Below are 15,945 nucleotides of genomic sequence, written 5' to 3'. Positions count from 1 at the left end.
TAATCTCCTGGCCGTTCCCGTGCTGGATGACGAAAAAAAGCTGCTGGGTATTGTGACGGTCGATGATGTGGTGGATCTTTTAATCTCGCACTATCCCGGCAACAAGTAGAAATCAGACTTCTGAAAAAAGTTCACTTGCTTCGTTCTCGAATCTCGGCATCGTCAACGTATAACTCCATACGCCTCCGTCGCCTCGATTCTGCGGCCTTGCCATTGAGCCTTTTTGAGCAGTCTACTTAATAATACTTAAATGCCCATATTAATCCAGGTGGATCATTAGAAGACGAATACTGTTATTTTTATCGGTCATAGGTCCTGGAATCATCACGGCGAATGTGGATAATGATGCAGGCGGGATTACCACGTATTCACTCGCCGGAGCTCATTTTGGTTATTCCCTTCTCTGGGCATTAATCCCCATTACTATTGCGCTCATTATCATTCAGGAAATGTCCGCCCGAATGGGGGCCGTTACAGGTAAGGGACTTGCCGATCTGATCCGTGAGAATTACGGCATTCGAGTGACCTTTTATTTAATGATTTTACTCCTGATCACTGACCTCGGGAATACGGTCGCGGAATTTGCTGGATGGGCCGCCGCGATGGAAATATTTGGCGTGAATAAATATATTTCCGTGCCGGTGGGGGCAATATTAATCTGGTGGCTGGTCGTCAAAGGAAGCTATCGAACGGTTGAAAAAATTTTTCTGATTGCCTGCACAATTTATTTTACTTACATTGTTTCCGGCTGGCTAGCCCATCCACCCTGGAAATCGATTCTTATTCAAACGGTTGTTCCTCAAATATCCTTCAAGGCCGACTATCTGATCATGTTAATCGGAGTAATCGGAACCACCATCGCTCCCTGGATGCAGTTTTATCTCCAGTCGGCAATCGTCGAAAAAGGGATCGATATTCATCAATACAAGATTTCAAGGCTCGACGTGATTGTGGGTTGTATTTTTACCGATGTGGTCGCATTTTTTATTATTGTCGCCTGTGCCGCCACCTTATTTCAGAACCAGATCCGGGTGGAAACTGCGAAAGATGCCGCCATGGCTCTGGCTCCCCTGGCGGGAAAATTCGCCGCAGAACTGTTTGCCTTTGGATTGGCGAATGCCTCACTCTTTGCCGCCTCGATTCTCCCGCTTGCGACGGCATACTATATTTGCGAGGGATTTGGCTGGGAGGCAGGGGTCAACAAGACATTTAAAGAGGCCCCGCAATTTATGTGGCTTTACACCGGATTGATTGTGATCGGTGCCGTTTCCATCCTAGTTCCGAACGCGCCATTGTTAAAGATCATGTTTCTCTCCCAGGTTGCGAACGGGATCATGCTTCCATTTGTACTCATTTTTATGATCTATCTGATTAACGATCCAAATTTGATGGGGAGTTATGTCAATTCAAGGACTTTTAACGTGATTGCCTGGATCACAATCACTATTTTGATCGTTTTGACCATCCTTCTTTCGTTCATCCTGTTGTTGTCTCATTTTCCAACGCAATTCGGATTTTAAAGGAATTTTCCGTGCCGCTGATCGAAACCGAAGCAATCGTTCTCAACTCGCTCAGACTGGGGGAGGCCGACAAATTAGTGACCTTTTATTCGCATAAGCTGGGCAAAATCAAAGCAGTCGCCAAAGGGGCTCGAAAACTCAAAAATAAATATGGGAGCTCTTTGGAGCCGTTCACCTATGGACGGCTTGTCATATACGATAAGAATTCACGCTTCTTGTACCGGCTTTTTCAGTCCGACATTATTGAATCGTTCCAAAGAATCAGATGTGATTATGATAAAATACTTCAGACGGCTCATTTTTCGATCTGTGTTGAATCATTGTCTCCGGAAGGGGATCCCTGCGCGTCAATTTTTAGTCTGTTTCTGACTCTGTTAAATCAGATCAAATCCGATGATGTCTCGGTGGGTGCGATCCACCTCTATAAATTGAAACTTCTGGGTTATTCCGGATATGAACTCTTCCTGGATCGGTGCGTTAAATGTCACGGGACGAATCAGGATGGGCAACTTTCTCCATTTTTGGGGGGCATGGTCTGTTTAGCATGTGCTTCTCAAAATCCCTCTTATTCGTTTCCGGTTTCGCTGCCTGCGTTGGCCATTTTAAAGCAGACATTCAAAATGGATCACGATTTGATCTTGCGAATCAAGCCGACAGAAGAGGTCATTCAAGAGATCAGCCACCTCATTGACGTCTTTATTTTTCACCTCTTGGGTAAAAAACTTCCTTCCATATAATCAAGATTTCGGTTCCCTTTGAGACAAGCATAAAATAGTTAAGCAATATCAACAGGTTAAATCTCGATAAATCATCTTGCAATTCGGGTCTGTTTTTTGCTTTATATAAATGGTAATGAAGCTATTTTTGCGTCCAAAAAACGTCTACGGATTTTTGATTGCTACGTTCTTCATAAATATCCTGCTAAGCTGTGGAGGAAAAACGCAGGACACACCCTCAGTCCAGCAGTCTTCAACTGATCAAATCATTGTAGTTCAGACGTCGCCTGTATCAGGAGGTGGGGGAGGTTCACCGCTTTCCTCGGTTTCGGTCTCTCCGGTGACGCTTCCTCAGCCGCTCTTTCAGTCGACGGCGGCCACTTACACGGATCCTAATTCAAGACAATCCTTTGTCTATGTCATTGGTGGAGCCTACTATGATCCTCTCCTGGCGACGGATCCGATCAATGTCAATACTGTGTACCGGAGTTTGATCAACAGTGCAGGCTTGCTCACGCCATGGGTCGTCGACAACTCAAATAATTTGCCCAATATAAGAGGTCATTCTACAGTCATTTATAATAACAATATTTATGTGATCGGAGGAATAAGCACAGGTGGATTTCAGAAAGCAATTTACCGGGCCACCATTACGATGGATAAGTCGATTCCCCCGGTTCCCCTTTTAAGTCAATGGACCTGGGTTGGAGACCTCCCGGTTGAAGAAACCGGTCAGGCGTCGGTAGTTTCAGGAGATGCCCTGTTTGTGATCGGGGGATTAGAATCAGGCCTTCCGGACTTTACAACCTGCAGTCCAAATTGCGTTGGATCTCAGACGACGGTTTTTTCAGACAAGATTTATGGGTATAATCTCATCTCGGCGACATTTTCGACGACCTCTGTTACCCGATATACCATGCCCAAGAAGCTCTTCACTCCTGCGGCAGTTGCTCTTCCAACGAATCAGATCGCTGTATTTGGAGGATGGGATGGAAAAAGAAACTCCGATACTGCGTTTATTTTTGATGTTCTCGGAACATCGGTCACCTGTTCACTTTCTCCCTGCAACGGTTACCCGCTCCCTTTCGGAGGCGTCAGTAAAGCGGTCAGCCTGTATTTGCAGGACAATAATCAAATCTACTTAATTGGCGGGGTTTCCGGTTCGTTGAATACAGCGGAAACGATTGTGCAGAACATTTATTCGTCTCCCGCCTCTACCGGTCTTTTGTCCTGGAGTGCATCATCGCTCCTTCCCAAGCCCGTTCTTTGCTTTTCCGCGACATCTTCAGGAAATGTTATTTTTATTTTTGGAGGAATCTTGACCGCGGGGATTTCGGATTGCGCAACGAACCTATAACTTAAACCTCTTCAAAAACGAATTTTCTCCCCCATTTTCGTTGACCCTTTTTTCTAAAGTTGTTATTATTTGCTTTAGAAACAAACCCGAAAATCTTTTTGAATTGAAGGAGATCCATGAAAGATTCTAAATCTGCGAAGAATGCTTCCAGTCTTAAATCTGAAATGATGGAACGAAGGCAGTCTCAACGCATCCCGCTTGTTGTCATGGAAGTAAAGGGTAAACAGGCCAATCGTCTCTTTCTCGCCTACGCGAATGATATCAGCGAAGGGGGGCTTTCTCTGACCACGGAGAGCAATTTGAGAGTGGGCGATCGAATACCGATCGAAATGATGCTTCCTGACAATAAGACCAAAGTCTCTTGTACAGGTGAAGTGGTCTGGAAACGGGAAATCATGAAAGATGGTATTATTTCTCAGGGTGTCGGTGTCCGGTTTCTGGATCTGGAAGATGGCAAAAAGCGTGCCATTGAAAAGTTGTCAGAACCCGCGGATAAAGGAAAAAAGGGATCTAAAAGGTGAGAGATTCCGAAAATCGTAATCGTTCCAGCGAAAGGCGTGCTTTTGACGAACGGCGGAATCTGGAACGTCGGGGATCGGAAAGACGCGGCGGTGAAAGGCGCCTTGATATCTGCCCCACCTGCGGTGGAATCCTCAATGCAAAGAGTTATTGTTACCGCTGCAAAAAAAAGGTCATCAAGATCGCTTGAAAAAAACATCCGGATTCATCTTACTTGCGGTGTTGTTTCTTTCAAGTTGCTTTTCTTCGCGTCCAATTAGAACTGCGGTAGAACCCGCCCAGTGTCAGCTTTCTCCGGACACTGACTGGTGTCGAGGTATCGCCTCCTGGTATGGCAAGGAGTTTCATGGAAGAAAAACAAGTAATGGCGAAACCTATGACATGTATGGACTTTCTGCCGCCCACCGGACTCTTCCTCTCGGGACCCTAATAAAAGTTGTTTCGATGGATAATTCAAAATCCGTTGTCGTCAAGGTCAACGATCGTGGACCCTTTGTGGCCGGGAGAATTCTGGATCTATCGTATGGCGCGGCCTCTGCTCTTGACATTGTTCAAAAAGGGACCGCGGAGGTAAAATTCAAGGTAGTCCGGATGCCACTCACGGATGATCGTGCATATTACACGCTTCAAGTGGGGGCATTTTCAATAAAAGAGAATGCGATATTATTTCAAAATAAACTTCAAAATCAGTTTAGACTGCCTGTTCGTATCTTTTCTTTTGAAACGCCCGGCGGAATGGTCTACCGGGTAAGATTGGGACAATTTAAGAGTGCGAGCGAAGCGGACCGGAACGCCGGATTGATTGCGAGAGAAGAAGGGGTTTCCCCGTTTGTTCTTCGCCAGGATCCTTGATCCGGATCAGATTTTGGTTTCATTTTAGGGAAAGTCGAGCGATCGAAAGGTTCGGGTGAAGAAAAAATTAGTCAGGAATCCAGTGTTAAGGACGGAAGGCTTTACATTGATCGAGTTGATGATTGTCATCACGATCATTGGAATTCTCCTTTCTGTAGCGGCTCCTTCTTATAAATCGGCCACAGTCACCGCGAATGAAGCGGTCCTTAAGAAAGATCTTTTTACCATTCGGGATGTGATCGATCAATATTATGCGGATCATGGAAAATATCCTTCGTCGCTTCGATCTCTTGTGGAAGGGGAATATATTCGATCTATTCCGAGGGATCCCTTTACGCTTTCTTCCGACAGCTGGGTAGAAATTCAGGCCGAAGGCGAGGAAGGTGGCATCCACGACCTGCATAGCGGAAGCGATCTCGTAGGGCTGGACGGCACACCTTACAATATCTGGTGATGTAGGTGATCCCACTCGTGCCAGTATGGAAAACATGATGAAAAGGGCAGAAATTGCGAAACTTTTATAGAATTAATCAGCTTCCTCCCTATGTCCTGAGTACGGTTACTGCCATGAAAGTGGAGGCAAGAAGAAGAGGAGAGGATATTATTGATTTCGGGATGGGAAACCCCGATATGCCGACTCCGGAACATATTGTAGAAAAGATGGTCGAAGCGGTAAAGGATCCGCGAAATCATCGGTATTCGCTTTCCAAAGGGATCCCGAAATTAAGGAAGGCCATCACCGACTGGTATCAACGGCTATATGGCGTCACGCTGGATCCTGAAACCGAAGCGATCGTGACAATCGGCTCGAAAGAGGGGATTTCACATCTGGCGCTTGCCATTGTTGAACCGGGTGAAACGGTCATGATTCCGGGCCCCACTTACGCGATTCATGCCTATAGCATGATCATTGCGGGTGCCAAAATCTTGCAATTTCCACTTCGGCCAGGGGATGACTTTTTTGCCACACTGGAATCCGCCTATGAAGCGGCAGAGAGCAAGCCTAAAATCCTCATTCTGAATTTCCCTCACAATCCGACCACGGCGGTCGTCGATCTCCCGTTTTTTGAGAAAGTAGTCCAGTTTGCCAAAAAGCAGGATCTCATCGTGATACATGACCTGGCCTATGCGGATCTGGTTTTTGATGGATACAAGGCCCCCAGTTTCTTGCAGGTGGCGGGGGCAAAAGATGTTGGAGTAGAGTTTTATACTCTTTCCAAAAGTTACAATATGCCGGGATGGCGGGTTGGCTTCTGTGTCGGAAACCGCGAGATTATTGGAGCGCTGGCGAAGATGAAGAGCTATCTCGATTACGGCATTTTTCAGCCGATACAAATTGCGAGTATTATCGCTTTGAACGGACCACAGGAATGTGTGAAAGAGGTCATTGAAACTTACCAAAAGAGACGAAATGTACTGGTCAAGGGCCTAAACCGGATTGGCTGGAAAGTAGATATGCCGCTGGCCACCATGTTTGTATGGGCGCCGATACCGGAACCGTTTAGAAAGATGGGATCCCTTGAATTTTCAAAGGTCCTCTTACAGAAGGCCAAAGTTGCCGTAACGCCAGGTGTGGGTTTTGGAGAAATGGGTGAGGGTTATTTGCGTTTTGCATTGGTTGAAAATGAACATAGAACGCGACAGGCAATCGCCGGAATTAAAAAGGTGCTGAAACAAAAATCATGAAAGCCCTCGCCAGAGACAAAATCAGGGTCGGACTGATCGGACTTGGAACAGTTGGATTGGGAGTGGCCCGAATTCTTCATGAGAATAGTGCCTTGATTCAAAAAAGAGTCGGTGCTCCAATCGAACTTTCGATGGTGGCCGACATGGATCAGAGAAAAAAGAGTCTCCTTCCCCATTCTAAAATTTCCTTCGTAACCGATTTCAGAAAAGTCGTAGATGATCCGGGAGTCGATATTGTGGTTGAATTGATCGGTGGATTTGAACCGGCGAAGACAATCTTGCTAAGCGCACTTAAAAATAAAAAGCATGTTGTCACCGCCAATAAAGCCCTTCTGGCGGAATATGGCGAGGAGCTTTACGCCGCGGCCAACAAAATGGGTCTCGACATTGGTTTTGAAGGGAGCGTCGCCGGAGGAATTCCCATTATCCGGATAATAAAAGAAGGGCTCGCAGCGAACCAGATTGAATCTTTTTACGGAATTATTAACGGAACCTCCAACTATATTTTGACCAAAATGACGGAAGAGAGACTCTCGTTTGAAACCGTCTTGGCAGAAGCACAACGGCTGGGTTACGCAGAGGCGGATCCCACCTTTGATATTCAAGGGATTGATTCGGCCCACAAGCTTTCTATTTTGGTCTCCCTTGCATTTGGAACTCCCGTAAACTTCAAGGATATCTATACTGAAGGAATTACCCAGATTACGCCGCTTGATATCGAGTATGCGAGAGAATTTGGATTTAAAATAAAGCTCCTCGGAATTGCCAAGAAAAAAGGGGACGAAGTTGAAGCAAGAGTCCACCCCACGATGGTACCGGAGAACGAAATGATTGCGTCTGTCAACGGCGTTTTCAATGCCATATACCTGGTTGGAAATGCAGTCGGGAAGTCCATGTATTACGGCCGGGGTGCGGGAGATATGCCCACCGGAAGCGCCGTCGTCAGCGATTTGATCGATATTTCAAGGAATATCATGCAATTGTCTTCCTTAGAAGAGCAAAAACCCCTAAGAACGAGAGTGCCGCTCATGTCGTTTCTGCCCGAAGAGAGAATGCCCATTCGAATCAAGAGTATTGATGAAATAGAAAGTTTCTATTATATTCGATTCATGGTATTGGACAATCCGGGTGTTCTTTCCCATATTTCGGGAATTTTAGGGGAACATCAGATTAGTATCTCCGCGGTGATACAAAAAGGACGTCTTGCGGGGGAGACGGTTCCGGTGGTGATGATGACGCATCGGTGCCTCGGTAAAAATATCCGGCTGGCTCTCGAAAAAATAGACGAACATCCCTATGTTTCTGAAAAACCGTTGCTCATCCGGGTGGAAGGAGAAGAAACTTAAGTGAAACAAGCATGGAAGGGCCTCATTCAGGAATACAAGGAGTTTCTTCCCGTTACTGAGAACACGCCGGTTGTGACGCTCAATGAAGGAAACACGCCGCTCATCCGATGTTATAATTTGACGCGGCATTTAAGACTCCCGATTGAACTCTATCTGAAATTTGAAGGCTCGAATCCGACCGGTTCATTTAAAGACCGTGGGATGACTCTGGCCATTTCAAAGGCCGTGGAAGCTGGATCCAAAGCGGTTATTTGTGCTTCCACGGGAAATACTTCCGCTTCTGCCGCCGCTTACGGTGCAAGGGCAGGGATCAAGGTCTATGTTCTCATTCCGGAAGGGAAAATCGCGCTTGGAAAACTTGCCCAGGCGATGATGCATCGTTCGATTGTGGTCCAGGTCAAAGGAAACTTTGATGAGGCGTTGAGCATTGTGAAACAGATTTCTGAAAAATATGCAATTACGCTGGTTAATTCGATCAATCCCTATCGGATTGAAGGTCAAAAAACGGGGGCATTTGAGGTTTGCGATCAATTGAGAGATCCTCCGACCCATCATTTTCTTCCGGTCGGAAATGCCGGCAATATCACCGCTTACTGGAAAGGATATAAAGAATATTTTGCCAAAGGGAAAATTAGCCAGCTCCCTAAAATGATCGGATTCCAGGCTGCCGGTGCCGCGCCGATAGTCATGGGGAGAGTGATTCAAAAACCTAAGACCATTGCTACAGCGATCCGAATCGGGAATCCCGCGAGCTGGCAACCCGCTCTCCAGGCGATTAAAGAATCGAAAGGGGAGATTAATTTGGTGACAGACGATGAAATTGTCGATGCCTACCGTCTGATCGCGGGCAAGGAGGGTGTATTCTGCGAACCTGCGTCAGCCGCATCTTTTGCGGGCGTTTTGAAATTGCACAAGAGCGGTCAATTGAAAGAGGGAGACGTGGTCGTATGTACCTTGACGGGACACGGCTTGAAGGACCCGGATATGGCCATGACCTCTGCCCAGAAACCGACGACGGTTCAGGCCAATTTTGACGACGTCGTGAAAGTACTAGGCTATTAGATTGAAGGATTCCTGAAAATATGAAATATCTGGCTCTCTGGGTCAGCGGACCCGAAGATTCCCCGTCCAATACGAACCTTCATAAAGACTCTTCCCGCCTGAAGCGGTTGGCGGATGAAGGCTGGTCAGGTCGGGTTCAACTCCAAACGACTCTTCCCACGCAAGACGAATTTATTTCAATCCTTCCGATCCTGGGCTACGATCCGAATCAATGTTATAACGGCGAAGGTTCTATCCTGGCCGCCAGGGCGGGTATCCATCTCGAAAAGGAGGATGTCGCTTTCTGCTGTGACCTGGTGACGCTCAAACATGCGCAGGAAGGTTACTATTTCCAGAAATTCGGCCCCAAAATAGCCTTGGAGATGGCGCCTTCTGATCGGGCCGATGATGAGTTAGGAAAAGAACTGATTCGGGAAATTAATGAACAGCTTGGAACCGAATCAATTGTTTTCTATCCTGTCAGTAATTTTTCGCATCTGATGGTCTGGGTTGGAGGAAAATCCAAAATTCAGACTGTCTCGACAGAAGAAATTTCCGGTCAATCCATCTTTTCCTCCCTTCCCAAAGGTGAGGGCGGAAATATTCTTACCCGCTGTATGGAGGTCGCAAGCCAGTTTCTTCAACAGCATCCTTTGAATGAAGAGCGGATTGCTCAGGAGAAATCCCCTCTAAACGGAATCTGGCTGTCCAGACCTGGAAAGGCGATCGAATTGGCGACCTGGGAAGAACGATATAATTTAAGAGGTGCCGTTATTGCCGAGGATGCTGTGATTCACGGGTTGGCAAATCTGACGGGACTGACTTCAGTTGAAATTACCGGAACTGAAGAAAAACCGCTGAAGGATCGCCTCACTGCGCTATCCAAAGGGGTGGTAAAAAGCTTAAGTGCTGAAGATTTTGTTTTTGTCCATATTTCGTCAGGAAAAAATGATCAAGGTACTTTCGTCCCGGCATTTAACGACTGTTTTCTGGCTCCTGTCCTTGATATTCTGGAAAAAGAGGGGAACTGGAGGTTCTTGTTCATAGAAAGTGCCGGATTGAAACGATTCCCGAGGAAAAGCTCCCATATTCCGATTGAAAAAGAGGTGTTTTTTCTGATCGCCTCCCCGGGAATCAGTAAGAAATCCGGGCTGACGCTCAAGGAGTCTTGGCAACTCATGCCTCGATTTATTCATGGAGGGGAGTGGAAATAGAATGGCATTAGTCATCCATAAATATGGAGGCACCTCCGTTGGATCAGTGGACCGCATCAAGAACGTCGCAAAAAGAGTTGCAGCCGCAAAAGAAACAGGAGATGATATCGTCGTCGTGGTTTCGGCCATGAGCGGAGAAACCGACCGGCTTTTGAAATTGGCAAATCAGATTTCGGCATCTCCGAATGAGAGAGAAATGGATATGCTCCTCTCCACCGGGGAAAGGGTTACCATTGCGCTTCTTGCTATGGCTCTTTTGGATTTGGGACTTAAATCCAAATCGTTTACCGGAAGGCAGGTCGGAATCCTGACCGACAATGTTCATACCAAAGCCCGAATTGAGAAGATCGCCGGGGACCGGTTACTCGAAGCTCTTAAGGAGGGAGTGATACCTGTGGTTGCAGGTTTTCAGGGAATAAATGAACGCTCGGATGTGACGACCCTTGGCCGGGGAGGGTCCGACACGACCGCGGTCGCGTTGGCCGCGGCACTCAATGCGGATTCATGTATCATTTATACAGATGTCGACGGTATTTATACAACCGATCCGAATATTTGTCATTCGGCGAGAAAATTGGAAAAAGTCTCCTATGAAGAGATGCTGGAATTTGCCAGTCTTGGGGCCAAAGTCCTTCAGACCCGGTCTGTTGAGTTTGCAATGAAATATAATGTCCCCGTGCTGGTCAGCTCAAGTTTTAATAATAAGAGCGGAACATGGGTAACCCGGGAGGATCGATCGATGGAACAGGTCGTTGTATCTGGAATTGCGTTTGATAAAAATCAGTCGAAAGTCACGATGACGGGGGTCCCCGACCGGCCGGGTATTGCCTCCAAAATATTTGGCGATATCGCCGGGGCCAACATTATCGTCGATATGATCATACAGAATGTCAGCCAGGATGGATCGACGGACATTTCTTTTACGGTCCCCAGAGGAGATCTGAAAGAGGCGGTTGTGATCGTCAACAAAATTGCAAAAGAGATCGGTACCGGAGATCTTCAGATCAAAGAAGATATCGCAAAGGTTTCCATTGTGGGTGTAGGCATGCGTTCGCACTCGGGGGTCGCTGCCAAGATGTTTGAGACGCTTGCAAAAGAGGGGATTAATATCATGATGATCAGCACATCCGAAATTAAAATCTCTTGCGTGATTGACGCGAAATATACGGAGCTGGCCGTCAGGTCGTTGCATGAAGTTTTTGGTCTCGGAAAAGCGCTGGCGGCCAAATCTTAACTTGCCGGTTTAAGGGTGTAATTTTAGGGAGTAAGCGGGATCGATGCGTTTTGTGGAAATTTACGATACCACATTAAGGGATGGTGCCCAGGCAGAGGATATCTCTTTTTTAGTTGAGGATAAATTAAGGATTACTCAAAAGCTTGATGAACTGGGCGTTCACTTTATAGAGGGCGGATGGCCCGGTGCCAATCCGAAAGATATTGACTATTTTAAAGAGGTCAAGAAGCTTTCTCTAAAGAATTCAACGGTTGTCGCATTCGGCTCAACCCGAAGGGCCCAAAACCGTCCTTCTAAAGATTCTACCCTGAGGGAATTAATCAGGGCTGGAACGCCCGTGATTACCATATTTGGTAAGAGCTGGAACCTTCATGTCGAGGAAGCCCTAAATATCTCTTTAAAGAAAAATCTTGAACTGATCTCTGATTCAGTGGCCTATCTGGTTTCAAAAAAGAAGCGGGTATTTTATGACGCGGAACATTTCTTCGATGGTTATAAAGCCAACCCTGAATATGCCATAAAAACACTAAAAAAAGCGGAAGAAGCGGGTGCGGAAACCATCATCCTTTGCGATACCAATGGCGGAACGATGTCCTGGGAAGTTCGGGAGATCTTTCGTGTTGTCGATGGGGAGATCCGGACGCCTCTTGGCATTCATACTCACAATGATTCGGAAACGGCGGTTGCCAATGCGCTGGTTGCAGTGGAATTAGGCGCAAAACAGGTTCAGGGCACGATCAACGGTTATGGCGAACGGTGCGGCAATGCGAATCTTTGTTCGTTGATTCCTAATTTGAAATTGAAGATGAAAGTGGAATGTATTTCAGACGATCAGATGAAGAAACTCTCCGAAGTATCCCGGTTCGTGAGTGAAATTGCAAATCTTCCTCATCACAAGAAAGCGGCATATGTCGGGGAGAGCGCATTTGCCCACAAGGGAGGAATTCACGTTCATGCGGTTCGAAAAAAATCAGAAACTTATGAGCATGTTCTGCCTCAAAGAGTCGGAAATCGCCAACGTTTTCTGATTTCCGACTATTCTGGAAAAAGCAATCTTCTGCAAAAGGCAAATGTTTATGGGATTAAGATTTCCGAGAAAAGTAAAGAACTTCAGGAGCTTCTTCACTCTTTAAAGGAACTCGAAAGCCAGGGATTCCAGTTTGAAGGGGCAGAAGGATCCTTTGAACTCCTGATGCGAAAAGCGGTAGGAAAGCATAAGAGGTTTTTTGAATTAATCAAGTTTCGGGTCATTGTTGAGAAACAGATGGAGAACGGAGAGACGGTATCCGAAGCGAGCATTCAACTCAAAGTCGGCCATGACATGGAACATACGGTCGCGTTGGGTAATGGCCCGGTCAATGCGCTTGACAATGGTCTGAGAAAGGCATTAGAAAAGTTTTATCCAGCATTGAAACATGTTAAACTTCTGGATTATAAGGTCAGAGTGCTTGCCGCGACAGGAGGGACCCGCTCTAAAGTGCGGGTGCTCATTGAATCGGGTGATGAACAGGGCAAATGGGGAACAGTCGGAGTTTCTGAAAATATCATCGAAGCAAGCTGGCAGGCTTTGGTGGATAGTATCGAGTACAAGCTTTTAAAAGAGGAAGAAAACGATGGTTATCGAAGAGGGAATCGTAGTTGAGCAAAAAGGGGGACAGGTCTTAATATCCATGGAGCGGACGGAGGCTTGTGAAGGTTGTCCAACGACTCACATTTGCAAACCCGATGGCAATCGTATGATCCTGAGAGCAAAAGATCCGTTCGGAGTCACCGTCGGTCAAAAAGTGAAAGTTGCCGTTGAACCGGCAAATTATCTCTACCCTGCCTTTTGGGTCTACGGGTTTCCGCTCCTTTCATTAATTGGTGGAGCAATTATCGGGCAAATCCTTTCGATGTTTTTGGATCAAAAGATTCATAGCCAGCTTTATTCGGCCATGGGCGCACTGATCGGTCTGGCTTTAAGCCTCTTTGTCGTTAAATGGTTTAACGCGAGGATTGAGAGAGGCCTGGAGTACCTCCCTGTCGTTATTGAAGTGGAAACCTGACTGAATCTGATCCCAATTCCTGCCACAATTTCATTCGGCCAGGGGCCACCGTTGGAATAAGCAGCTAGTGTTTAAACCAGGTGGGCTTGACATAATAGACGACAATCCAACCCAATCCGAAAACAGCCAGAATGATGAAATTAATACCGGTTCTAAAAAAATAAGTTCTGTCCCTTAGAATTGTTTCATCCAGTATTAAGATGGTAACCAACATAATAATGAGTGAAATGAAAACATTACTTTTGTATTTCCTGACCCAAAGTCTGATGGGAGGTTTAAAATCTTTATTCATTTTATATTCTCAAGCTCGGGTATACTTTCCATGATAACTTTATCCATTTTAAAAATATAGTTTTAAGCCCAATTTAAAGTATCACCGGATTTGTCTTACCTGAAAACCTCGATTTTATTCCTAACGTAGATACCAAAGAATACAACTCGTAAAAAGAAGGAAACGCCTGCGGCCCGTTCGAAGTATTTATTTAAAACAGGTCCAATGACTCGATTAATCCGCAGTCTTTGTCGGTTCGCTTTTTCAAAGACTTGCAGGTGTTTAAGTTATAAGTGGCCTATTGATTCTTTTCGGGAAAAAACACGAAGAGCCCCAGGTAGGTAAGGGCAGCTACAATAAATCCGACATACGGACCTATGTCCAATCCATTAAGGCGAGCGGCAATGGGTCCAGTATAGAGTGCATTGGAAGAGAACAGAAGAATTGAGCCGATTGAAACCACGCCAAGCAGAACGGCTCCCCTGGTGAATCCTAAAGGAGTCTTTTGATTGTGCCTTCCGACCCAATACCAATGAACCAGGATAATCGCCGCCCAAGGTACTATCCAGTGGGCAAATAGAAGGAGAAAGTTCTCAAAAAACTCGACAAAAGAGCGGGACGCAAAGAGACAGACGATGTAACCGACAATACCGCTAAAGAGCGCGGCATGAGGCCGCGAAAATCTGAAACCTGAAGAGATCAGGCTGTAAGCCGCAGAATTTGCGTTGACCGCATTGGCAGGTATCGCCGAAAAACCAACGAGTAATAGAACAAGCGGTGAGAAATGTCCGGTGAGATTCTGCAGTCCCTTCATCACTCCCGCTGGAGTTTCTTCCGTCACGGTTGAAGCAGTCATAAAGCCGAAGAATCCTAGCAGGAGCAGAGAGAAGAACAATGCGAGATAAATTCCAAAAAATACCGTTCGACTTTTTGTTTTTTTGGGCAAATATCTTGTGTAGTCTGCCGTAAAAGTAGTCCACCCGGTCGTGTTATATATCGTGATCAGAGCCAGGGCTGACAGGATCTCTTTAATATTCGCCGGCTTATCCTGGACGGAAAAGGCGGAGGCCTGTTTTGTCGCAATCAGACCGATGACTACGAAAAACAGCGCGAGCAAGGCTCCTGTGTATTTTGAGGCATCCTGAATCAGATGGTGCCCGTATATGCCCAAGATCGTCTGGCTGATGACCAAACCTGCCAAGGCCAGCCAGAAAGGGATGTCTATTCCGACCATTCCAAAAAGGATAATCACCGCCGAAGTCGAAATAATATTATTAATGACGTCCCAACCCACCGCACCGACCCAGTTTAAAAAAGCAGCCACTTTTTTTCCTGCCTGGCCAAGTGCAAGTCGCCCGGATTCCATTTGAGACAATTGAGAGAGGGGACCGATTATCGCGGTCCAGGCTGGCAGGATGCTGCCAATCAGACTACCAAGAAGGAGGACCATCATGCCGTTTGCGAAATCCAAACCCATTTTTGCCACCAAAACGCCCATGAGCCATGTTCCAATTCCAAGGTTGGCGGCAAATAGGACCCAGAAGGGCCTTCCCGGCATAAGAGTCTGTTCATGCTCAGCGACGCCGTCATGAATTAGGGAGTGATGCGTCTTTTCCATCCGAAAGTTTTTCATACTGTTTCCCGGGGACACAATGGGTGCCTGGACATTAAATAAATTAGGAGTACAAGAATTGCGCATTTACAATAGGGCAATATCTAAAATTATTTTGGAATGGGAAATTCTCCAGAGGAAATAAGCTGTTTGAATGAGGAAGGAACCGAATTGAACAGGACGACTACATGAAAAATGCTTCTCGAATTCAAGGTGATCTTGAATCTCAGAAATTGCCGATGGGAGGATTAAGAATCATCTTGGCCGGCGTGGCCATAAAATAATCCTTTCCGACGCAGAAAAATCCTCTTAATTTGACTGTATTCGGATCGACCAGCGTGACATCTACAAGGACTACGCCATCCTTTTTGCGTTTTACTTTGACATTGTTTGGCTGGATCACGATCTGATTTTCATTATTATCGTTAATGACCATGACATTTTTTGCAACCTGGGCAATTTTTTTGCCGTCCTTGTTATAAGAGGTAGCATTAATAACCAGCTGGTTATTATTCCCCACTTCAAAACTGAT

At 46.2% G+C, this 15,945-nt stretch carries 17 protein-coding genes; 14 read left to right on the top strand and 3 right to left on the bottom strand.

Annotated features, from left to right (window positions below; all coding sequences use genetic code 11):
• The 14 genes from HY200_05695 to HY200_05630 form a co-directional block, all read left to right on the top strand.
• The coding region (locus tag HY200_05695) for a CBS domain-containing protein (GenBank protein MBI3594435.1) at positions 1 to 109 on the top strand (109 nt) is incomplete at its 5' end.
• A gap of 163 nt (positions 110 to 272) precedes the next feature.
• On the top strand, positions 273 to 1,520 hold the full coding sequence (locus HY200_05690; GenBank protein ID MBI3594434.1) for a divalent metal cation transporter: 1,248 nt from the start codon (positions 273 to 275) through the stop codon (positions 1,518 to 1,520).
• Positions 1,521 to 1,531: 11 nt separating this feature from the next.
• Positions 1,532 to 2,257, top strand: a complete 726-nt coding sequence (gene recO, locus HY200_05685; GenBank protein MBI3594433.1) for a DNA repair protein RecO — start codon at positions 1,532 to 1,534, stop codon at positions 2,255 to 2,257.
• Positions 2,258 to 2,372: 115 nt separating this feature from the next.
• Positions 2,373 to 3,593 carry a hypothetical protein gene (locus HY200_05680; protein ID MBI3594432.1) on the top strand — a complete coding sequence of 407 codons (1,221 nt, stop codon included), beginning with the start codon at positions 2,373 to 2,375 and terminating at the stop codon, positions 3,591 to 3,593.
• A gap of 116 nt (positions 3,594 to 3,709) precedes the next feature.
• Positions 3,710 to 4,114 carry a PilZ domain-containing protein gene (locus tag HY200_05675; GenBank protein ID MBI3594431.1) on the top strand — a complete coding sequence of 135 codons (405 nt, stop codon included), beginning with the start codon at positions 3,710 to 3,712 and terminating at the stop codon, positions 4,112 to 4,114.
• Positions 4,115 to 4,223: 109 nt separating this feature from the next.
• Positions 4,224 to 4,964, top strand: coding sequence for a septal ring lytic transglycosylase RlpA family protein (locus HY200_05670; GenBank protein ID MBI3594430.1), 741 nt, complete (start codon positions 4,224 to 4,226; stop codon positions 4,962 to 4,964).
• An 82-nt stretch (positions 4,965 to 5,046) separates the two neighbouring features.
• The gene (locus tag HY200_05665) at positions 5,047 to 5,418 is read left to right on the top strand and encodes a prepilin-type N-terminal cleavage/methylation domain-containing protein (GenBank protein ID MBI3594429.1); all 372 of its coding nucleotides are present in this window, start codon (positions 5,047 to 5,049) and stop codon (positions 5,416 to 5,418) included.
• Between the two features lie 113 nt (positions 5,419 to 5,531).
• On the top strand, positions 5,532 to 6,650 hold the full coding sequence (locus tag HY200_05660) for an aminotransferase class I/II-fold pyridoxal phosphate-dependent enzyme (GenBank protein MBI3594428.1): 1,119 nt from the start codon (positions 5,532 to 5,534) through the stop codon (positions 6,648 to 6,650).
• On the top strand, positions 6,647 to 7,996 hold the full coding sequence (locus HY200_05655; GenBank protein MBI3594427.1) for a homoserine dehydrogenase: 1,350 nt from the start codon (positions 6,647 to 6,649) through the stop codon (positions 7,994 to 7,996). The genes HY200_05660 and HY200_05655 overlap by 4 nt, the downstream gene beginning before the upstream one ends.
• On the top strand, positions 7,997 to 9,058 hold the full coding sequence (locus HY200_05650) for a threonine synthase (GenBank protein ID MBI3594426.1): 1,062 nt from the start codon (positions 7,997 to 7,999) through the stop codon (positions 9,056 to 9,058).
• A gap of 20 nt (positions 9,059 to 9,078) precedes the next feature.
• Complete coding sequence (locus tag HY200_05645; GenBank protein MBI3594425.1) at positions 9,079 to 10,251, top strand: hypothetical protein; 1,173 nt, start codon at positions 9,079 to 9,081, stop codon at positions 10,249 to 10,251.
• 1 nt (position 10,252) lies between these two features.
• A complete protein-coding gene (locus HY200_05640; GenBank protein MBI3594424.1) occupies positions 10,253 to 11,485 on the top strand; it encodes an aspartate kinase in 1,233 nt (410 codons plus the stop codon).
• Positions 11,486 to 11,528: 43 nt separating this feature from the next.
• On the top strand, positions 11,529 to 13,127 hold the full coding sequence (locus HY200_05635) for a citramalate synthase (GenBank protein MBI3594423.1): 1,599 nt from the start codon (positions 11,529 to 11,531) through the stop codon (positions 13,125 to 13,127).
• Positions 13,099 to 13,530: a SoxR reducing system RseC family protein gene (locus HY200_05630; protein MBI3594422.1), complete on the top strand. Its 432-nt coding sequence runs from the start codon at positions 13,099 to 13,101 to the stop codon at positions 13,528 to 13,530. The genes HY200_05635 and HY200_05630 overlap by 29 nt, the downstream gene beginning before the upstream one ends.
• Before the next feature lie 64 nt (positions 13,531 to 13,594).
• On the opposite strand, the gene HY200_05625 is transcribed toward HY200_05630, so the two are convergent.
• The 3 genes from HY200_05625 to HY200_05615 all read right to left on the bottom strand — a co-directional run.
• Positions 13,595 to 13,822, bottom strand: a complete 228-nt coding sequence (locus HY200_05625; protein MBI3594421.1) for a hypothetical protein — start codon at positions 13,820 to 13,822, stop codon at positions 13,595 to 13,597.
• A gap of 277 nt (positions 13,823 to 14,099) precedes the next feature.
• Positions 14,100 to 15,434 carry a cytosine permease gene (locus HY200_05620; GenBank protein MBI3594420.1) on the bottom strand — a complete coding sequence of 445 codons (1,335 nt, stop codon included), beginning with the start codon at positions 15,432 to 15,434 and terminating at the stop codon, positions 14,100 to 14,102.
• 205 nt (positions 15,435 to 15,639) lie between these two features.
• Positions 15,640 to 15,945: hypothetical protein (locus HY200_05615; GenBank protein MBI3594419.1), on the bottom strand; the 306-nt coding region annotated here is incomplete at its 5' end.

This window comes from Nitrospirota bacterium (assembly GCA_016194305.1).
Classification (GTDB): Bacteria; Nitrospirota; Nitrospiria; order JACQBW01; family JACQBW01; genus JACQBW01.
This window is presented reverse-complemented; position numbering and strand designations above follow the sequence as displayed.

Excerpts from the sequence above, each read along its gene's own strand:
- HY200_05680 (MBI3594432.1), top strand. The coding sequence starts at position 2,373 with ATGAAGCTATTTTTGCGTCCAAAAAACGTCTACGGATTTTTGATTGCT.
- HY200_05675 (MBI3594431.1), top strand. The coding sequence starts at position 3,710 with ATGAAAGATTCTAAATCTGCGAAGAATGCTTCCAGTCTTAAATCTGAA.
- HY200_05660 (MBI3594428.1), top strand. The coding sequence starts at position 5,532 with ATGAAAGTGGAGGCAAGAAGAAGAGGAGAGGATATTATTGATTTCGGG.
- HY200_05655 (MBI3594427.1), top strand. The coding sequence starts at position 6,647 with ATGAAAGCCCTCGCCAGAGACAAAATCAGGGTCGGACTGATCGGACTT.
- HY200_05645 (MBI3594425.1), top strand. The coding sequence starts at position 9,079 with ATGAAATATCTGGCTCTCTGGGTCAGCGGACCCGAAGATTCCCCGTCC.
- HY200_05640 (MBI3594424.1), top strand. The coding sequence starts at position 10,253 with ATGGCATTAGTCATCCATAAATATGGAGGCACCTCCGTTGGATCAGTG.
- HY200_05635 (MBI3594423.1), top strand. The coding sequence starts at position 11,529 with ATGCGTTTTGTGGAAATTTACGATACCACATTAAGGGATGGTGCCCAG.
- HY200_05630 (MBI3594422.1), top strand. The coding sequence starts at position 13,099 with ATGGTTATCGAAGAGGGAATCGTAGTTGAGCAAAAAGGGGGACAGGTC.
- HY200_05625 (MBI3594421.1), bottom strand. The coding sequence starts at position 13,822 with ATGAATAAAGATTTTAAACCTCCCATCAGACTTTGGGTCAGGAAATAC.
- HY200_05620 (MBI3594420.1), bottom strand. The coding sequence starts at position 15,434 with ATGAAAAACTTTCGGATGGAAAAGACGCATCACTCCCTAATTCATGAC.